Genomic DNA, 18984 nt, shown 5'->3' with positions numbered 1-18984 from the left:
ATTTAAAGACGACCGATCCCACTTTCGTAAATCTTTGATTTTAACGACGAGTTATGTATCGCTTTATATCTAAACTTTATAATTACTAACGATGATATTCAATAAATTTCTTTAAAGATTTGTTGAGAAATTTCTCATAAATTTCACCATTATTTTTAGATTTACTTTCATTTAAAAATGATTGGTTCATTTTGAAATCATAGGAAGGTTCAAAGAAAAAAGGAACAGATAGCCTCTTACTTTTATTCCACAAAACCCTATGATTAGTTGCTTTAAATTTACCTTTACTTAAATATTCTAAAGCTCTTCCCGTGTTTACTACTAAAGCCTTTTTATTAAATGGTACATCATACCATTTTTTGTTTTTTCTATTTTGTACTTGTAATCCACCTTTTTTATCTTGATAGAGAACTGTAAATATTCCACTATCAACATGAGTTTCACATCCAAGCGCTTCTCCATCTTGTTTTGATATTTCTACTGGTTTCGTTTGATTTGGGTAATAATTAAATCTTAATGTGCTTAAAGTTTTTAATCTTGAAAAAGCTGCATTAGAAATCTCAGGATTTTTTTTATAAAGTTTTATTAAACTTTTAAACAATATTTCACTCAATCTATAAATGTTATCAAAATATATGTTTAGAATTTTAATTGAGCTTCTATTAAAACAAATGCTTAGATTAATAAACTCTATGTATTGATTTTTGAGATTTGAAGAATATTTTTTAGTTACTTTTAAATCACCTATATCAAGACCTTCTTTTCCATTAACATCATTAGGAAAATATCCTCTGTATAAATTTTTATTTTTTTTATTCCATTTTTTAGGTGCTAATCTTCTTTTCGTGCTGTCTGGTAAATTAAAAAATTTATTGGCAACTTCACATGTTTTATTTATTTCTTTCAGATTAATTCCATGTCCAGTAATTTGAAAAAATCCTACATTGACACAAGCTTTTTCAATTTTTTTAATTGTTTTGAATGCATTTTGAGTTTCAAAATTATTTTTAATTAGTGAAGATATATTGATTGTAGGTATATAGCTTTTACTCATCTTCTTACTGGAGTTTCAGTTGCAATATACTGATCTCTAACTCGCTCTCTCATGTAAATATAAATTCCAGCTGCTATAATACACGCAACACCAATAAATGTTCTGGTTGTTGGTACTTCATTAAATAAAAAGTAGCCAGGTATCATAGACATAATTATTAATGAGTACTCAAACAAAGAAACAACTGATGGTGATGCAACTATATATGCTGAAAAAATACAAACAAAAGCTATTGATGCAGCAAAACCAAAAAATAAAATAAATTTCCATGTATATTCAATATTTGAAAACCATTCTCTAAAGATGAATTGTATTGTTGGATCAAAGTTTGGATTATTAAGCTGACCACTACCCATAAAAATATATAAAATTATACACAGCAATATTGCAATAAGATAAAAGTAATATAATTGGGTGTTAACATCATCTTTATCAGATGTATATTTAGTGATTGTCATCGAAGCAGCATAACAAAATGCACAAAAAACTGGTAAAAGACTCCGATATTCAAAGTCTGAAAAATTTGGATTTAAGACTATAAAAACACCAATAAAACCAAAAACAATTGCTGACCACCTTCTAATACCAATAGTCTCTTTTAAAAACAATTTTGCAAATATTGATACGAAAAAAGGGGAGGAAAAGAATAGAGCATTTGCTGTTGCTAAAGGCATAAAAGTTAATGAGATAAAAAAAGCAGAAAAAGCAATAAAATGCAAAATCACTCTTAGTATTGTTAAAAAAGGATAGTAAGTTTTAAGAGAGACTTTTTGTTTTCTGAATTTTATATAACCAAATAGCAAAATTGCTGCAACAAAATATCTTCCAAAAAATATTTCATACAAAGCTGCTTTTTCAAAAATGAATTTAATTAAAGCATCCTGCATTGCAAAAAATGTCATTGCAGTAATAATTAAAAGTATTCCTTTTGAATTATTATTAGCGTCCATTATGCACCTATATCAAAAAAAAATTGTATAGAATATTTAATTATTTCTTTAATTTAGAAGAGAATAGAAGACCTTCGCTTGAAAATTTTGACTTATTTTCTTCAATAAAATCTTTCATTAACTTTACTTTTTCCTCTTCAAATTCAGTAACTTTCCTTTTGCTTAAATCAATATAAAGCGATATCCATTCCATAGAAGCTGAAAGTTTGTTAGTTTTTTGAGAAATCATTTCCATTTTTAAATGTAATCTTTTTTTATCATGATCAAAATAAGTCAGATTAACATTGACCATTTCTCCCTCTTTTACCTCATTTAAATATTTAGTATTAGTTTCAACAACCATTGTACTTCTATTAAGATTTTTTGCTGCTGTTCCACCCATTTTAAATTTTTCAAGAGCAACTTCCCATGCTTGATCAAAAACAAGCACATAATAAGCCATATTCATATGATTGTTGTAATCAACCCATTCTTTTTTTACCTCGAAAGTTTTTAATAACACTTTATGATCTTGTTAATGAAGACTGTAATTCTTGATTTGAAATGTATCCTTTTACATTTCCACTTTTATCAACCACTTCACAATTTGAGTCAGAACAAACGATTTTTGGTAAAAAATCTTCTATAAATTCGTCTTCATTTACTTTTATTAAGTTTGATTTATCTATGTCATTAGCTTGATCAGCAGTTTTCATAATAATTTTTGCCTTTATAACTTTTGCTCTATTCACATCTTTTACAAAAGCTTTTACATAATCATCAGCAGGGTTCATAATAATTTCTTCGGGAGTTCCTACTTGTACTAATTTTCCAGAGTTTAATATCCCGATATGATCACCCAATCTTAATGATTCATCTAGATCGTGAGTAATAAATACAATTGTTTTTTTTAGTTCTGCTTGAAGATCAATTAATTGTTTTTGCATATCACTTCTAATCAGAGGATCTAGAGCGCTGAAAGCTTCATCCATTAACATGATATCTGTATCAGTAGCTAATGCTCTTGCTAACCCAACACGTTGCTGCATTCCTCCTGATAATTGAGCAGGATATTGATTTTCAAAACCAGTTAGACCAACTGCATCAATTTTTTCCATTGAGATTTTATTTCTTTCATCTTCACCTTTCCCTTGCATTTCTAGTCCGTAACCAACATTTTGAATCACTGTTTTATGTGGGAATAAACCAAATCTTTGAAATACCATGCTCATTTTATGTCTTCTAAATTCGATAAGCTTATCTTTATCAAGTGACATTACATTTGTACCCTCAACTAAAATTTCGCCATCAGTTGGATCGATTAGTCTATTTAGATGTCTTATTAGTGTTGATTTCCCTGATCCTGATAAACCCATACAAACAAAGGTTTCTCCTTCTTCAATTTTAAGCGAAACATTATCTAATCCAACGGTATGACCTGTTTGCTCTAAAATTTCATCTTTTGTTGCACCTTCTTTTACCATTGGCAGTACAGAAGACGGGTTGTTTCCAAAAATTTTGTATACGTTGTTGATCTCAATTTTTGACATGATGTAATGTTCTAACAGTTACAATCATCATATGTAAAACAAATATTATACAACTTATAATTGTTTTAAGAAATAACGGTTGTATTTATTTGCTTTTACTTATTTTTTAAATAAGAATTTTATATATGGCGCAAACAGATAAAGATGTGCGACTAGAGTTGTCCGCTCTCTATAGAATTTTACATATGTACGGTATGACTGATCTTGCAAATCAATGCGCGGGCGCAAGATCTGCTGAAGATAAAAATTGTTCTTTTGTTCATCCATACGGAATGTTTTATGAAGAAATTACCGCTTCATCTTTAGTTAAAATTGATCAGAACGGAAAAAAATTAGACTCAGATGGACCTTGGTTAAATGATGGATGCATTAATCTTGCTCAATGGATTTTTAACAAAAGAAATGATGTAAACTTTTATGTTCACGGACATGCCAACGATGTGATGGCAGTTGGTGGTACTAAAGAGGGTTTAATGTATCTCTCACAGGCTGCAGTTTATTTAAATCATCTTGTTGGATATATTGATTATGAATTTGTTGAGGACAAAGAATTTGGAAGTAAATTTGAAAACCTAATTAGTAAACACGACATTTTGATTACTAGAAATCATGGATATTACACAGTAGGAAAAACTGCTGCAGAAGCATTTTTCAGAGCTTATTATCTGGAGCAAGCATGTTCAGTTCAGGTAAAAAATCTTGCTATGGGTTTAAACAAACATGAAATAGACAAACAAAAAGCTGCATATTTCTGGGAAAACATGAGTTACTCTCATGATTATAATTATGATGGAAAAACAGAGTGGGCTGCTTTATTAAGAAAACTAGAGAGAGAACATTCAAATTATAAAAATTAATGGAACAAAATTTTACAATTAAAAATATAACTAAAAATTCTACAAATTTAGAAGTTGATTGGAGCGATGGAAAAAAAAGTAAATTTAATTATTTATGGCTAAGAGACAATTGTCCAACTGCACACGATAAAGACTCACGTCATAGAATGTTTAATATTTTAAAAGTATCAAATAATATTAACCCAAAAAAATTTGTAGTAAATAACGAAGGTAAGCTTGAAATTGAATGGAGTGAAGGAGACCACGTTAGTTATTTTGATCAAAATTGGTTAAGAGAAAACTGCTATACAATAAAAAATAATTTAGAATATAAATCACCATATCAACTTTGGGACAATTCTTTACAAAATGACCTGAAGTCAATCGAGATTGAGCATGATGAAATTATTAGTTCAGATGAAGGACTTATCAGATGGTTAGAGCTTTTACATCATACTGGAATTGCTATAGTAAAAAATGCTCCAACTGAAAATAATTCTGGCTTTAAAATTTTAAACAGAATTAGCCATACCAGAGAAACTTTTTTTAAAACACCATTTGAAGTAATAAACATTCCTAAACCAAATAATTCTGCTTACACAGCGCATGCTTTAAGAAATCATATGGATTTACCTTGGTTTGAAACACCACCTGGATATCAGTTTCTTCATTGTTTAGTAAATTCTGCAACTGGAGGAGACTCATCCGCCGTAGACGGCTTTGCAGTTGCAGATTATTTAAGAAAAAATGAGAAAGAAATATTTGATACGCTAGTAAACGTTCATTTAAAATTTAGAGACATGGATTATACACAAGAGTCTGTTAGAAGTTATTACGCACCCGCGATATCTCTAACAAAAGATAATGATTACCATGATATTCGGTTTAGCGTAGCAACTATGGATGCTTTAGACTGTCATCCTGACTTGATGGATAAAGTTTACAAAGCTCATCATCGATTTGGAAATTTGCTTCATGACGATCAATTCCAGATTAAATTTAGATTAGGACCAGGTGATATTTTTTCTTTTAACAACAGACGATTATTACACGGTAGAACTGAATATGATCCAAACTCAGGACATAGACATTTACAAGGTTATTACATGGATCGAGATGAAATTATTGGAAGACTAAGATATTTAAAAAATTCGGTTAACTCCAACCAGTAACATTCTTTACTTCAAGATATTCCTCAAGGCCCCAAACACCTCCTTCTCTCCCATTACCTGATTGTCTGTAACCACCAAATGGAGTTCCGGCATCTGCTCCATTTCCATTAATGTAAACACAGCCTGATCTTAATTTTTTAGCAACACGATGTGCTTTTTCTCTATCTTCAGTTTGCAAATAATTTCCAAGACCATAAGAAGTATCGTTTACAATATTGACCGCCTCATCTTCAGTTTCAAAGGGAATTATAGATAACACAGGTCCAAAAATTTCTTCTTTAGCAATTCTCATTTCATTAGTTACATCTGTAAATATAGTTGGTTTGATAAAGTATCCTTTGTTCAAACCGTTTGGTAGCTCAGGTCCACCTGCTGCTAGAGTTGCGCCTTCAGAAATTCCACTTTCAATAAGATTTATAATTTTATCATATTGTATTTTAGAAATTACTGGTCCTATATGATCTCCTTTTTTTGAAGCTTGATCTACTTTAATTTTGTTTGCTTCATCTACAGCTTCTTTAACAGCTCTTTCATAAATTGATTTTTCAACAAGCATCCTTGTTGGTGCATCACAAGATTGACCAGAATTACTCATTACATTTCTAATACCGTCTCTTACTGCATCTTTATAACTATCAGCAAAAACAATATTTCCACCTTTTCCACCTAATTCAAGACAAACTCTTTTAATTGTTTCTGCAGAGTTTTTTGAAATTAATCTTCCTGCTCGTGTTGAACCTGTGAAAGAAACCATATCAATATCAGGGTGGCTTGAAATGTGGGTTCCCACTCCTGCACCGTCTCCATTTACTAAATTAAATACACCTTTTGGAAAACCTGCTTCATCAATCATTTCTGCAAATATCATTCCAGAAATAGGAGCAATTTCTGATGGTTTTAAAATCATTGTACATCCAGTTGCGAATGCAGGAACGACTTTTAAAGCAATTTGATTAATTGGCCAATTCCACGGTGTGATTAATCCACAAACTCCAATTGGTTCATAATAGATATGATTATTTGATTTATTATCAAAGTGTTCATCAAATTTAAAATTTTTTAATCTTAAAATAAAATCATCTAAATGATCTTTCCCTGAAGCTGTTTGAACATCTTTTGCCCAATCCATTGGTGCACCCATTTCTAGAGAAATAGCCTCGGCCATTTCATTAAATCTTTTTTTATAAACTGATGATAATTTTTCAAGTAAATTGAGCCTTTCTTCCTTGCTAGTTTCTTTCCAAGTATCAAAGGCATTTTTTGCTGATTTAACAGCTAAATCTGTATCTTCTTTTGAACCTAAAGAAATAACAGCAAATGGGTCTTCATTGCATGGATTAATTACGTCAAAATCATTTTTTTTAATTGGTTCAACCCACTGACCATTTATGTAAAATTTTCTTTTATCTAACATTTTTTATCTTAACACATTAATTAAATTTCATATCCTTTTTCCTCAGGTTCATTATCAACCAACTCATCGGGAAAACCATTAGCTCTAAAATTAATATTATTTAAATCCTCCATCCTTTTCACAATCATTGATGACCAAGCTCTAGAGCCATATTTTTTTTGACCATCTTTAAAAATTTCAACGATTTGTGGAGAAATTTCTAAAGGGGCATTTAGTTTTTTTGCAAGATTATCAAATAGACTTGTGTCTTTTAAAACTAAATCCATTGTAAAATTTATATTGTAAGATCCATTTAATATAACCTGACTTTCGGTTTCATGCACAAATGAATTACCAGATGAAATGGCAATTCCTTTATAAGTTTTTGATAGATCTAAATTAGATTTTTTTGCTACAGTCCAAGCCTCACCTAATGCAACTAAATGTGCAGATGCTAGATAATTTGTAATTACTTTTAATACACTTGCTGTACCAAGCTCACCAGTGTGCAATATTTTTCTTCCCATAACAGTTAATGCAGGTAAAATTTTTTCAAATGCTTTTCTTTCTCCACCAACGAATATAGCAATATTACCTGTTGCTGCTCTATGACATCCACCGCTCACAGGCCCATCCATTGGTGTAGCTTTTTTTTCTATTACTTTTTTCCCAAGTCTTTTAACTTCATTTTCGTCTGTGGTACTCATTTCTAGCCAAATTTTATTATTTGATAAACCATTTAGAATTCCATCGTCAGCCTCCATTACTTCAGCAGACACCTCAGGCGATGGAAGAGAGGTGATGATTAAATCAGATTTTTCAGCTAATTCTTTTGGAGACTTTGCAACTTTAGCACCTAAGTCTTTCAAAGAATTTGTTAAAGTTTCATCTAAATCTCTTACCGTAAGATCAAAATTATTTCTTAACAAACTTCCTGCAAGTTTTCTACCAACATTACCCAAACCAATAAATCCAATTTTCATTTTATTTCCTCTTCTTTTTTGTTTTTTGTAAATACAATTAAAATCACACCAATAATGATTATTGCACCACCTATAAATAATTCTGGCGTTGGTTTTTCACCTAAAAGAAATATAGCAGCCAATAAACCTGTTGGTGGTATCCCCATAGTAACAATTGGAAGCACTTTATAAAGTGGGTTATTTTTTAAAACATAATAGAAACAACCGTATGTAATTGGCTGCATGATGAAACCAATATAAATAGCAATAATCCAATGATCAAATTTTGCATTTGTTAGATAATTAATTGTGTTTCCATCAATTATTGCAGATAACATTACCAATATTGGTCCAGAGAATAATGCTAACCAAGCAACTAACGCTAAAGGATTTATTTCTTTACTTAAAGGTTTAACCATAACTTGACCGAGAGCCCATACAGCTGAACCTAAAATCGTAAGTCCAATTCCAATAAATTTTCCATCCAAGTTAGGAGATCCAGTTAAAATATAAACACCAACAAATGCGATAGCTATACCAATCAAAGCTCTAATAGTTGGCTTTTCTTTAAGCATGAAGTAAGCAAAAATAACTCCAAACGGAACTTCCATCTGAACTAAAAGAACTGCTGAAGATGCATCAATTAAATCTAAACCAGTATAGGTAATGCTATATTGCAATGTATTAGCGACTAATGATGCAGCAAAAATTCTTTTTAAATATCCTCTTGGTATTGGAAACCACCAAATTAATAATGATGCAGCAAATGTAAATCTGATACCCATTAAAAGAATAGGAGGAAAAGATTCAAATGCTGGTTTAGCTATTACAAAACCAAAGCCTAAAAAAATAGGCACCAAGGATGCTACGAAAGTATCTTTTATATTCATACCTATTTTTTTATATTAATGATTATTAAAGAACTTCTGATATATTCACCTTTTAAAATATGAATTCAACAAAAATAGATCCTAAATACATCACCAAATCAAATCCAAGAATTGGACTTATTGCGCTTGCAAGCGATTTTATGATTGAAAGAGATTTTATAAACGTAATTAAAGACAGAGAAGTTGATTTTTTTGTAAATCGTATTGAATGCTATAACCCGCTAACAAAAGAAAATTTGATCAAAATGTCAAACAAAGTAACCGAGGTAACAAAAGATATATTACCTGATCAGGATATCGATTGTGTTGTTTATGGCTGTACCTCTGGAACAATAGCTGCAGGTTATGAATCTATAGAGAAAAAAGTAAAAGCTGCAAAACCTATGGCAGAGGTGACAACTCCAAGTACCGCTGCAATTAAAGCTTTAAAGAAGTTAAATATAAGTAAGATAAGTCTATTTACACCTTATAGCAAAAAACTTAACGATGAAGTTTTGGAATATTTTAAAAACGAAGGGTTTGAAGTTACTTCAAATTCTTACTTTGATATAGAAGCTGATTACGATATCGGAAAAGTTGATCAAAATTATTTATTTAACGTTCTATCAGAAATAAATTTAAATGGAGCAGAGGCTCTCTTTGTTTCTTGTACTGCTTTACCAGTATTGCCAATTATTGATAAATTAGAAAAAAAATTAAATACTACAGTTTTATCTAGCAATCAGGCTTTAATTTGGGATACGCTTGTTAAAATAAACAAAAATAATTCCGTCGAAGGATTTGGTAAATTATTTAATGAAAATTAATGTCGTTCACAAAAGAAGAATATAAGCAAAGATTAACAAAAGTTAAAAAAATGATGCAAGAAAAAGGCATCGATCTTTTAATCTCACATGACACTAACAACATGAATTACCTAACAGGTTATGATGCATGGTCTTTTTATTATGCTCAATGTGCAATTGTTCATATAGATGCAGACGAGCCTCTATGTTTTGTTAGGGCTCAAGATGCAGGTGGCGCATATATTAAAACTTATTTAAAGGATGAGAATATTTTAGTTTATGACGAAAATTATATCCATACTTGGCCAAAACATCCTTATGATAATTTGGTAGAGATTATAAAAGAAAGAAAATGGGATAAGATATGCATTGGATTAGAAATGGATGCGCATTACTTCACTGCGTTTTGTTATGAAAAAATAAAGCAAGGATTACCTAATGCAAAAATCAAAGATAGTGATCGTTTAGTTAATTGGGCAAGGTTAGTAAAATCAGATGCTGAAATAGGTTTCATGAAATCTGCTGCAAAAATTTCTGAAAAAGGAATGAAAACTGCAATGGAGGTTATTAACCCAGGAGTAAGACAGTGCGATGCAGTAGGTGAAATTCAAAAAACTTTATTCTATGGAACAGAAGAATTTGGAGGAGAATATTCTAGTATTGCAACATTACTTCCAACAGGGAAAGGTACTTCAGCTTCACATTTAACAGCAACACAAGATAAATTTGTAGAAGGTGAGGCTACAATTATTGAATTATCTGGTGTTTATAAGAGATATCACGCTCCAATGGCGAGAACAGTTCTGCTTGGAAAACCCAATCAATTAAAGATTGATACAATGAACAAAACAATTGAAGCTTTAAATGCTGGCATAAGTCAAATTAAACCTGGAAATACAGCAGATCATGTTGCAGAAGCCTTTTGGAAAATATTAGATAAATATGGAATAGAAAAAAAATCTAGAACGGGTTATTCGATTGGAATTGGTTATCCTCCTGATTGGGGTGAGCATACACTTAATATTTATAAAGGAGATATGACAGTTCTTGAACCCAATGTTTGTTTTCATATGATAGCAGTAATGCAGTTCGGTGATTGGGGTGTTGAAGCGTCTGAGGCCATAAGAGTTACAGAGAATGGATCAGAATTGTTCTGTAATTTTCCAAAAGAGCTTCATATTAAGAGTTAATTAGCTATTGAAATATATTTACACAAATGTTTTATATTCTCCTTTATGTCTAAAAATCAAGAATTTGTAAAATTCGATAAAGTAGATAAAAGTTACGACGGCAAAGTTCTTGTCGTTAAAGATCTTCAATTAGATATTGCAGAAGGCGAATTCATAACAATGCTTGGTCCATCTGGTTCAGGTAAAACAACGTGTCTAATGATGTTGGCTGGTTTTGAAACACCAACTCATGGTGAAATATTATTAGATGGAAATATAATTTCTAACATTCCTCCTCATAAAAGAGGTATTGGTATGGTTTTCCAAAACTATGCATTGTTTCCACATATGACAGTTTATGAAAACTTAGCTTTTCCGTTAAGAGTAAGAAAAGTTGAAAAAGACGAAATAGATAAAAAAGTTGATAAAGCATTATCGATGGTTTCATTAAGTGGTTTTGAAACCAGAATGCCCGCTCAACTTTCTGGTGGTCAGCAACAAAGGGTAGCAGTTGCAAGAGCTTTGGTATTTGATCCAGCAGTCGTATTAATGGATGAACCACTTGGAGCATTAGATAAAAATTTAAGAGAAAGCATGCAATATGAAATAAAACATATTCATGAAAGTATTGGTGTAACAGTTGTATATGTAACTCATGATCAAAGTGAGGCATTAACTATGTCAAACCGAATTGCGGTATTTAATGATGGAAAAGTTCAACAGCTTTCAAATCCAGCTGAACTTTATGAGAAGCCAGTAAATTCTTTTGTTGCTGAGTTTATTGGTGAGAACAATACTTTCAATGGTGAAGTTGTGGATATCGATAAAGATAAATGCAAAGTTAAATTAGCCAATTCAGAAATACTAGCCAATCCAATTTCTGTAAAGTCTAAAGGTGAGAAAACAACTGTTTCTTTAAGACCTGAAAGAGCGTTAATTAATCCGACTGATAAGATGGATAATATGTTTACTGGAAAGATTGAAGAAGTAATTTATCACGGCGATCATACAAGAGTTAGATTAAATCTTTTAGGAAGCTCAGAGTTTATTCTTAAAGTACCCAACAGCACATCCAATTTAGAGTTAAAAGTAAGTCAAGATATAAATATTGGCTGGAATAGTGTTGATGCTAGAGCATTAGACCCAAAATAATCTCATTTAAAAATATATATGTTTAATACATGTATCTAACGACAAAATCAGCTGTTGACTTAATCATCCCTATTTGTTGTAATTTTACTTATATAAATTAATTTATATCAACGTTTAAACGGAGGAATAATGAGAAAAATAAGTAAATTATTACTAGCTCTTTCTTTTGTTGTGTCTCTAACATCTTCAGCCTTTGCTGTTACTGTAGCATCTTGGGGTGGAGCTTATACAGAGTCTCAAAAGCTAGGGTATGGTGATCCTACTGCTAAAAAACTTGGAATAGAAATCAATTGGGTTGACTATTCTGGTGGTTTATCAGAGATCAAAGCACAGAAAGAAGCAGGTGCAATCACTTGGGATATCATAGATGTATTTGCATTCGACACTATTAACGGATGTGACGAAGGAATATTTGTTAAATTTGATTTTGACAAAGATTTCCCAGCAGCACCAGATGGAACTAAAGCAAGTGAAGATTTCTTTGCACCAATGCCGAGTGAATGTGCTGTAGGTAACATTTTATATTCTTGGAATTATGCTTATAACAAAAATAATGTTAAAGGCACTCCAAAGACTATTAAAGATTTCTTTAATACTAAAAAGTTTCCTGGAAAAAGAGCTATCTATAAAAGTGCTTTAACAAACCTAGAAATCGCTTTAGCAGCTGACGGTGTTAAGTTGGGTGATGGCGGAACTAGAGTTTACAGAAAACTTTTAGAAGATGGTGGAATCGACAGAGCAATGAATAAAATCAAAGCATTATGTACAGATCCAAATGGTGGATGTGTATTCTGGTCTGCAGGTGCTCAACCACCAGAACTTTTAATGAGTGGTGAAGTTGTTATGGCAACTGGTTGGAACGGAAGATTTTTTAATGCAATAGTTGGTGAAGGTGCACCACTTGTACAAGTATGGGATGGTCAAGGTCTTGATTATGAATACTTTGCATTAGTTAAAGGTGGACCAAACGAAGCTGATGCTAAAAAAGCTCTTGCAATGATGACTAACACAGAAATGTTAGCTGGTAGTGCGAAGTATATTGCTTATGCACCATACAGAAAATCATCTCTTGATGTAATTACTGCTGGTGAGCCTTGGTACAAAGACGGTAAAACTGAAATGATGCCACAAATGCCAACAGCTCCCGCAAACACTAAGAATTATTTCTTAGTAGACCCATTCTTCTGGGCTGATAACAATACTGAAATCAGTGAGAAGTGGGAAGCAATGAAAGCGGGACTATAATTTCAGTTTTAAACACTGAATTTATATAATATATTTAGGGCGGTTATTTTTAACCGCCCTATTTTTTTATGAGCTCTGAAACAAAACAAATATTAACAACTGACGGAATACCTTTAGAAGTTAGTTTAAAAAAAGCAGAAAAGAAGAATAAAATAAAAGCATTTCTTCTTGTAGCTCCATTACTATTATTTCTTGTTATCACTTATATATTTCCAATTGGCGACATGTTTATGAGGAGTGTTGATGACAGAATGGTTACTAATATGCTTCCAAAAACTTTCAAAGCAATGGAAAAATGGGAAAATCTTGAAGAATTACCACCCGAAGAAGTATATAGAGGATTTTATGAAGATTATAAAGTACTTGTTGAGAAGCAAGAGCATGGAAAATTAGGACAAAGGTTAAATAAAGAAAAAAATGGTTTTAATACAATTACTAAAAGACTTTTTAGACAAATAAAAAGAAATAAAATTGATGAAAGTATTAGTATAAAAGAACAAATTAACAAAATTCATAAGAGATGGAGAAATGTAGAGTTTTGGTTAGCAATTAAAAGAACTGCCCCTCCTTATACAATGGCAAAATATTTGAAGGGTATGGATATGTATGTTGCTTCAGATGGCAGTATAGCTCAAGTAGACGAAGACAGAAGAATTCACAGAATTTTATGGCTTAGAACATTAGAAATTGCATTTTTTGTTACACTTTTTAGCTTTTTTATGGGCTATCCAATAGCTCATTTGCTTGCAACACTTCCGATGAAGTACAGCAATTTATTGATGATTTGTGTATTGCTCCCATTCTGGACATCTTTGCTGGTCAGAACTGCAAGTTGGATGATTTTGTTGCAACAGCAAGGAGTGGTAAATGATTTTTTTGTAATGATTGGTTTAGTTGGAGACGATAACCGGCCAGAGATGATGTACAATAAAGTTGGAACTTACGTTGCTATGACACAAATATTATTACCTTTTATGGTTCTACCTTTATATAGTGTCATGAAAACAATATCACCAAGTTTAATGAGAGCAGGAAAATCATTAGGCGGAACACCTTTCGTTGCTTTTTGGAAAGTTTACTTTCCTTTAACAATTCCAGGAATAGGAGCTGGATGTTTATTAGTTTTCATTTTAGCGATAGGATACTACATAACCCCTGCTTTAGTTGGTGGAGCATCAGGAACTTTAATAAGTAATCAAATTGCATTTCATATGAAGACAACGCTTGATTGGAGTTTTGCATCAGCGATGGGATTAATGCTTTTGACAGGAGTTTTGGTTATTTATTGGATTTATAATAAATTGGTTGGAGTTGATAACATTAAATTAGGATAATTATGGCATTACCAAGTTATACAGAAACTAGATATAGAATTTGGCATTATATTTATCTTACGATTTGTACCTTTGTTTTTTTCTTTTTGATTGCACCTTTATTTGTAATTTTTCCTTTATCATTTAATGCAGAAGAATTTTTAGTTTTTTCTGAAGGAATGAAAAATCTTGATCCAGATGCATTCTCTTTGAGATGGTATAAAGATATGATTTATGGAACTAAAAATCCATGGGGACTAGCGGCAAAAAATAGCTTCATAATTGCAATCTTTGCAACAATTGGATCAATTATTTTAGGTACATTAGCTGCACTAGGACTCAGCAGTAGACATATGCCTTATAAAGGATTGATAATGGCGACCTTAATATCTCCAATGATTGTTCCATTAATTATATCAGGCGTTGCAATTTTCTTTTTCATGGCAAAAGCTGGTTTAGCAGCAACTCACACAGGAATAGTTTTGGCACATATTATATTAGGAACACCGTTTGTTGTTATTACTGTAACAGCTACACTTTCAGGTTTTGATCATAGCGTAACAAGAGCTGCCGCAAGTTTGGGTAGTAACCCAGTTAACACATTTATGAAGATAACACTCCCTTTAATATTACCAGGAGTAATTTCTGGGGGATTATTTGCTTTTGTAACATCCTTTGATGAAGTTGTTGTGGTATTATTCTTAGCAGGATTAGAAAATACAACTATCCCAATACAGATGTGGACTGGTTTGAGAGAACAACTAAGCCCCACAATTCTTGCAGTTGCAACTTGTTTAATTCTTTTATCTACCTTGATATTAATTAGTGCAGAGTTATTAAGAAGAAGATCTGAAAGATTAAGAGGAATAAATAGGTAATTTACCCAAATAAATTATTCATATATAGAGTTCTTTATGGAAATTAGAAAAGTTGTAGTCATTGGATCTGGTACAATGGGAAGTGGTATAGCAGCACATTTATGTAATGCTGGTGTTCCAGTTACTCTTTTAGATTTGTCTACTGAAATCAGCGAAAAAGCTAGAGATAGAATACATAAATCTAGACCTCCTTTGCTAATAGATAAGAGCAAAATTAACAATATTAATGTCGGAAATATTGAAGAAAATTTTGACGTAGTAAAAGATGCAGATTGGGTGGTAGAGGCAGTAGTGGAAAGAATTGATATTAAACATAATATTTATGAGAAGATATTTAAGAACAGAAAAAAAGGTGCGATAGTTTCATCAAATACATCATCAATTCCAATTAAAGTTCTATCGGAAAAACTAAATGACGAAGAAAAAAAAGATTTTTGTATCACTCACTTTTTTAATCCTGTCAGATACATGGGATTGTTAGAAATTGTTAAAAACGAAAATAATGACTTAAATAAAATTAATTCTTTAAAGAAATTTTGTGAAGTTGAGCTTGGTAAAGGAGCAATAATTTGCAACGATACGCCAGGTTTTCTCGGTAATAGGATTGGTGTTTACGCTATGCAGGTTGCTATGACGGAAGCATTCAAAATGAAACTTTCAATAGAAGAAGCAGATGCAGTTTTTGGTAGACCGATGGGTATACCTAAAACAGGAGTATTTGGATTGTATGATCTAATTGGAATTGATTTGATGGCTGATGTATTAAAAAGTTTTATAAAGGAACTTTCAGATAAAGATGAATTTATAATTGTTGCAAAAGAAATTCCATTAGTAAAAAAATTAATTGAGACAGGCTACACCGGCCGTAAAGGAAAAGGTGGCTTTTACAGAATGAATAAAAGTGGAGATCAAAAAATTTTAGAAGCAATTAATTTAGAAACAGGAGAGTATTCAGCAACAAAAAAAATAGATTTAGGAATTGAGACAGTTGACATAAATAATTTAATTAATCGAAAAGATAAGTTTGGTGAGTATGCTTGGATTGTAGTCTCAAAAATAATTAAATATGCATCTTCACTTGTTCCAGGAATTACTGATAAGTTCAATGATATTGATGAAGCTATGAGACTTGGTTTTAATTGGGCAATGGGTCCTTTTGAAATGTTGAAATCTATAGGGGTAAAGAATTTCTTTGAAAGAATAGATGACTTTGAAAATAATATATTTTTAGAAAATTTATCAAAAACAAAAGATGAAAACTTCTATGGAGAAAGACAAATTTATACAGACATTCAAACTTTAGGAAAAATAAGGCCATCAGCAATTAAAGTAGATAAAAATAATTCAGCTGAAATTCATCGATTTAAAGATTTTAATATTGTTGAGTTTACGACAAAAGCCTGTGCATTAGATTATGACTCAATGGATGCACTGAAAAATGCAACCGACAAACCTTTAATAGTAATTAATGAAAGCATGCAATTTTCAGCAGGTGTGAATTTAAGTTATACTATGAATTTTGCTGATAAAGGTGATTTTAAATCAATTGAAAAATTTATAAAATATTTTCAAGATACTTGCAAAACTTTAAAATACTCTAAGTACCCAGTTGTATCAGCACCTTCTGGACTTACACTTGGAGGAGGCTTTGAGGTTTTAGTTCAAAGTAATTTTGTTGCCTCACATACAAATTTAGTTATTGGATTAGTTGAAACTATTGTTGGGTTAGTTCCTGCAGGCGGAGGATGTAAAGAAATGTTGTGGAGATGGTCACAAACAGAGGAAGCAAAATCAGATCCAGATTATGCCCCACTAAAAGTTTTTGATATTATTGGTTATGCTAAAACAGCCACATCTCCAATCGAGGCTGAGCCATTAAAGTATTTAAGACCAGAAGATAAAAAAATAATGAACAGAAATAGCCTTTTTGAGGAAGCAAAAAATTTAATTAATCAAAATACTGATTTTGTTCCTCCAGAACAGTGTAAATTTAAGCTTTCTGGAAAGCCGTTGAAAGATAAAATGATTAAGGTTTTAGAGAAATTATATAACGAAAAGGTAATTTTAGATCATGGAATGTATGTTGGAACTGAGCTTGCAAACGTTTTAAGTGGTGGAAACACTACTATTGAAAAAGTATTGTCAGAGGATGATCTGTACAAACTAGAACTAGATTCTTTTATGAGATTGATAGAAACAAAACAAACTCAAGAAAGAATTAAACATACATTATCGACAGGTAAACCTTTAGTTAATTAGAATTAAACATTCTAAAGGTTTTAATATAATCAGGTCTTAAAACATATATTGCCTTATTACCTTTTTTAATTTTAGTTAATATATCTAAGCCATAAACTACTTTACCAATTGGAGTATATTCACCTTGATAAATTGGAATTTCTTTTAATGTAATAAAGAATTCACTATCTTCTGTATCAAATTCTGTTGCTCTAGCAAAACCAACACTTCCTTCCGTAAATTTAAAATCGATGCTGAGTTCTGATTTTAACAATCCCAGTCCAGACTTTCCGCTACCAATTTTAGAATAATCTAAATTATTTATATTTCCATACTCGATATCTCCAGCTTGTACAAAAGTATTTTCTGAAACTTTATAAAAAGCAGAACCATCATACATTTTTTGTTCAATTAAAATTTTAAATCTTTTCACCGCTTTAGGAGAAATATCTGGATAAAGTTCAATTATTACATTTCCACACTCAACATTCATTACTACAATATTATCTGGATTATTAAAATTAAGTTTACTTAAATTATTTTTTTCTACAAATAGACATTTATTTTTTAATAAAAAAAAAGATGTAAAAACAAAAATTGAAAGACAAATTAAAAATATAAATAAAATTTTTTCTGATTTTGAGGCTTTAATTGTTTTAATCATAAAATATTTTTATCTATTTTAGCTAAATTTATTTTTATAAAATTCACTTTGTTTTTTAGAATTTTGTCACTATTAATTTTATCTTCGATTGTTTCCTTATCAGTCATTAAAAATGAAAAAATTTCTGCCATATCTTCAGATGGGATAGATTTAGAATATTCTGTTAAAAAACCATCAGTTTTTTTATATAGATCTAAATTTAATCTATCAGAACAAGTCGAACATTCAGCGTAATTAAATGATGTTAGATTAAAAGAGGAAAATTTATCCTCATCAAAATATTCAATGTGAGTGTTTTGTATCATATGAAAAATTTCATGATGCATCATTCTTTCAAAATATTTTTTATTAAAATTAATATCTAAAATTAATGTCCTGTTTTTATTATCAGGTATTCCTCCAGTATTAATTTCAGAGATGAATAAATTTTCACAAAATACAATATATTTTAATTTTATCTTATTAAGAAAATCAGAATTATATCGATTAAGATTTTTTTCAATTAAAGGAAATTTTGAATTTAAATTATTGATACTAACTTTATCGCAAGAAATGTTCTTATTTATACCAATTTTAAAATTACCTTTAGCGCTCAAATAACGAATATTATTATCGTTTTTTAATTTATAAATTTCTAAATTTGGAATTTTTATCAGATTATAAATTTCATCAGCATTTACATGCGAAATATGAAAAATAAGAATAAATAAAAATAAAATTTTCATTAAATTATTATAGACGAATTAGATGAGAT

Annotated in this window: 18 protein-coding genes; 9 read left to right on the top strand and 9 right to left on the bottom strand. The window is 30.7% G+C overall.

The window, feature by feature from the left end:
* Nucleotides 1-85: 85 nt before the first annotated feature.
* The 4 genes from ACTT9X_RS05195 to ACTT9X_RS05180 are packed head-to-tail and all read right to left on the bottom strand — an operon-like array spanning nt 86 to nt 3533.
* Nucleotides 86-1054, bottom strand: a complete 969-nt coding sequence (locus ACTT9X_RS05195) for a 2OG-Fe(II) oxygenase family protein (protein ID WP_440934587.1) — start codon at nt 1052-1054, stop codon at nt 86-88.
* Complete coding sequence (locus ACTT9X_RS05190) at nt 1051-2004, bottom strand: DMT family transporter (protein WP_440934586.1); 954 nt, start codon at nt 2002-2004, stop codon at nt 1051-1053. Before ACTT9X_RS05190 ends, ACTT9X_RS05195 begins: the two co-directional genes overlap by 4 nt.
* A 40-nt stretch (nt 2005-2044) precedes the next feature.
* On the bottom strand, nt 2045-2506 hold the full coding sequence (locus ACTT9X_RS05185; RefSeq protein WP_440934585.1) for a thioesterase family protein: 462 nt from the start codon (nt 2504-2506) through the stop codon (nt 2045-2047).
* Nucleotide 2507: 1 nt separating this feature from the next.
* On the bottom strand, nt 2508-3533 hold the full coding sequence (locus ACTT9X_RS05180; protein WP_440934584.1) for a quaternary amine ABC transporter ATP-binding protein: 1026 nt from the start codon (nt 3531-3533) through the stop codon (nt 2508-2510).
* A 125-nt stretch (nt 3534-3658) separates the two neighbouring features.
* On the opposite strand from ACTT9X_RS05180, the gene ACTT9X_RS05175 reads away from it, so the two are divergent.
* Complete coding sequence (locus ACTT9X_RS05175) at nt 3659-4390, top strand: class II aldolase/adducin family protein (RefSeq protein WP_440934583.1); 732 nt, start codon at nt 3659-3661, stop codon at nt 4388-4390.
* Nucleotides 4390-5541, top strand: a complete 1152-nt coding sequence (locus ACTT9X_RS05170) for a TauD/TfdA family dioxygenase (RefSeq protein ID WP_440934582.1) — start codon at nt 4390-4392, stop codon at nt 5539-5541. The genes ACTT9X_RS05175 and ACTT9X_RS05170 overlap by 1 nt, the downstream gene beginning before the upstream one ends.
* Here ACTT9X_RS05170 and ACTT9X_RS05165 read toward each other — a convergent pair.
* The 3 genes from ACTT9X_RS05165 to ACTT9X_RS05155 are packed head-to-tail and all read right to left on the bottom strand — an operon-like array spanning nt 5525 to nt 8786.
* Entirely contained in the window at nt 5525-6955 is a 1431-nt protein-coding gene (locus tag ACTT9X_RS05165) for an aldehyde dehydrogenase family protein (RefSeq protein ID WP_440934581.1), read from the bottom strand. The genes ACTT9X_RS05170 and ACTT9X_RS05165 overlap by 17 nt on opposite strands.
* Nucleotides 6956-6975: 20 nt before the next feature.
* Nucleotides 6976-7950 (bottom strand): NAD(P)-dependent oxidoreductase, encoded by a 975-nt coding sequence (locus ACTT9X_RS05160; RefSeq protein ID WP_440934646.1) that lies wholly within the window; start codon nt 7948-7950, stop codon nt 6976-6978.
* Nucleotides 7914-8786, bottom strand: a complete 873-nt coding sequence (locus tag ACTT9X_RS05155) for a DMT family transporter (RefSeq protein ID WP_440934580.1) — start codon at nt 8784-8786, stop codon at nt 7914-7916. Before ACTT9X_RS05155 ends, ACTT9X_RS05160 begins: the two co-directional genes overlap by 37 nt.
* 59 nt (nt 8787-8845) lie before the next feature.
* On the opposite strand from ACTT9X_RS05155, the gene ACTT9X_RS05150 reads away from it, so the two are divergent.
* The 7 genes from ACTT9X_RS05150 (at nt 8846) to ACTT9X_RS05120 (ending at nt 17587) form a co-directional block, all read left to right on the top strand.
* Nucleotides 8846-9592 (top strand): maleate cis-trans isomerase family protein, encoded by a 747-nt coding sequence (locus tag ACTT9X_RS05150; protein ID WP_440934579.1) that lies wholly within the window; start codon nt 8846-8848, stop codon nt 9590-9592.
* A complete protein-coding gene (locus tag ACTT9X_RS05145; protein ID WP_440934578.1) occupies nt 9592-10761 on the top strand; it encodes a M24 family metallopeptidase in 1170 nt (389 codons plus the stop codon). Before ACTT9X_RS05150 ends, ACTT9X_RS05145 begins: the two co-directional genes overlap by 1 nt.
* A gap of 45 nt (nt 10762-10806) precedes the next feature.
* On the top strand, nt 10807-11892 hold the full coding sequence (locus tag ACTT9X_RS05140; protein WP_440934577.1) for an ABC transporter ATP-binding protein: 1086 nt from the start codon (nt 10807-10809) through the stop codon (nt 11890-11892).
* Between the two features lie 129 nt (nt 11893-12021).
* Entirely contained in the window at nt 12022-13137 is a 1116-nt protein-coding gene (locus ACTT9X_RS05135) for an extracellular solute-binding protein (protein WP_440934576.1), read from the top strand.
* A gap of 68 nt (nt 13138-13205) precedes the next feature.
* A complete protein-coding gene (locus ACTT9X_RS05130; protein WP_075484336.1) occupies nt 13206-14471 on the top strand; it encodes an ABC transporter permease in 1266 nt (421 codons plus the stop codon).
* 2 nt (nt 14472-14473) lie between these two features.
* A complete protein-coding gene (locus tag ACTT9X_RS05125) occupies nt 14474-15328 on the top strand; it encodes an ABC transporter permease (RefSeq protein ID WP_075484335.1) in 855 nt (284 codons plus the stop codon).
* Between the two features lie 36 nt (nt 15329-15364).
* Nucleotides 15365-17587 (top strand): 3-hydroxyacyl-CoA dehydrogenase NAD-binding domain-containing protein, encoded by a 2223-nt coding sequence (locus tag ACTT9X_RS05120; RefSeq protein ID WP_440934575.1) that lies wholly within the window; start codon nt 15365-15367, stop codon nt 17585-17587.
* Here ACTT9X_RS05120 and ACTT9X_RS05115 read toward each other — a convergent pair.
* Complete coding sequence (locus ACTT9X_RS05115) at nt 17580-18230, bottom strand: peptidylprolyl isomerase (RefSeq protein ID WP_440934574.1); 651 nt, start codon at nt 18228-18230, stop codon at nt 17580-17582. The genes ACTT9X_RS05120 and ACTT9X_RS05115 overlap by 8 nt on opposite strands.
* Nucleotides 18227-18955 carry a putative zinc-binding metallopeptidase gene (locus tag ACTT9X_RS05110; RefSeq protein ID WP_440934573.1) on the bottom strand — a complete coding sequence of 243 codons (729 nt, stop codon included), beginning with the start codon at nt 18953-18955 and terminating at the stop codon, nt 18227-18229. Before ACTT9X_RS05110 ends, ACTT9X_RS05115 begins: the two co-directional genes overlap by 4 nt.
* Nucleotides 18956-18984 lie beyond the last annotated feature (29 nt).

The organism is Candidatus Pelagibacter sp., from assembly GCF_052049855.1.
Taxonomy (GTDB): domain Bacteria; phylum Pseudomonadota; class Alphaproteobacteria; order Pelagibacterales; family Pelagibacteraceae; genus Pelagibacter.
This window is presented reverse-complemented; position numbering and strand designations above follow the sequence as displayed.

Excerpts from the sequence above, each read along its gene's own strand:
- ACTT9X_RS05140 (WP_440934577.1), top strand. The coding sequence starts at position 10,807 with ATGTCTAAAAATCAAGAATTTGTAAAATTCGATAAAGTAGATAAAAGT.
- ACTT9X_RS05150 (WP_440934579.1), top strand. The coding sequence starts at position 8,846 with ATGAATTCAACAAAAATAGATCCTAAATACATCACCAAATCAAATCCA.
- ACTT9X_RS05170 (WP_440934582.1), top strand. The coding sequence starts at position 4,390 with ATGGAACAAAATTTTACAATTAAAAATATAACTAAAAATTCTACAAAT.
- ACTT9X_RS05145 (WP_440934578.1), top strand. The coding sequence starts at position 9,592 with ATGTCGTTCACAAAAGAAGAATATAAGCAAAGATTAACAAAAGTTAAA.
- ACTT9X_RS05130 (WP_075484336.1), top strand. The coding sequence starts at position 13,206 with ATGAGCTCTGAAACAAAACAAATATTAACAACTGACGGAATACCTTTA.
- ACTT9X_RS05110 (WP_440934573.1), bottom strand. The coding sequence starts at position 18,955 with ATGAAAATTTTATTTTTATTTATTCTTATTTTTCATATTTCGCATGTA.
- ACTT9X_RS05165 (WP_440934581.1), bottom strand. The coding sequence starts at position 6,955 with ATGTTAGATAAAAGAAAATTTTACATAAATGGTCAGTGGGTTGAACCA.
- ACTT9X_RS05180 (WP_440934584.1), bottom strand. The coding sequence starts at position 3,533 with ATGTCAAAAATTGAGATCAACAACGTATACAAAATTTTTGGAAACAAC.
- ACTT9X_RS05115 (WP_440934574.1), bottom strand. The coding sequence starts at position 18,230 with ATGATTAAAACAATTAAAGCCTCAAAATCAGAAAAAATTTTATTTATA.
- ACTT9X_RS05195 (WP_440934587.1), bottom strand. The coding sequence starts at position 1,054 with ATGAGTAAAAGCTATATACCTACAATCAATATATCTTCACTAATTAAA.
- ACTT9X_RS05125 (WP_075484335.1), top strand. The coding sequence starts at position 14,474 with ATGGCATTACCAAGTTATACAGAAACTAGATATAGAATTTGGCATTAT.
- ACTT9X_RS05135 (WP_440934576.1), top strand. The coding sequence starts at position 12,022 with ATGAGAAAAATAAGTAAATTATTACTAGCTCTTTCTTTTGTTGTGTCT.
- ACTT9X_RS05175 (WP_440934583.1), top strand. The coding sequence starts at position 3,659 with ATGGCGCAAACAGATAAAGATGTGCGACTAGAGTTGTCCGCTCTCTAT.
- ACTT9X_RS05120 (WP_440934575.1), top strand. The coding sequence starts at position 15,365 with ATGGAAATTAGAAAAGTTGTAGTCATTGGATCTGGTACAATGGGAAGT.
- ACTT9X_RS05155 (WP_440934580.1), bottom strand. The coding sequence starts at position 8,786 with ATGAATATAAAAGATACTTTCGTAGCATCCTTGGTGCCTATTTTTTTA.
- ACTT9X_RS05190 (WP_440934586.1), bottom strand. The coding sequence starts at position 2,004 with ATGGACGCTAATAATAATTCAAAAGGAATACTTTTAATTATTACTGCA.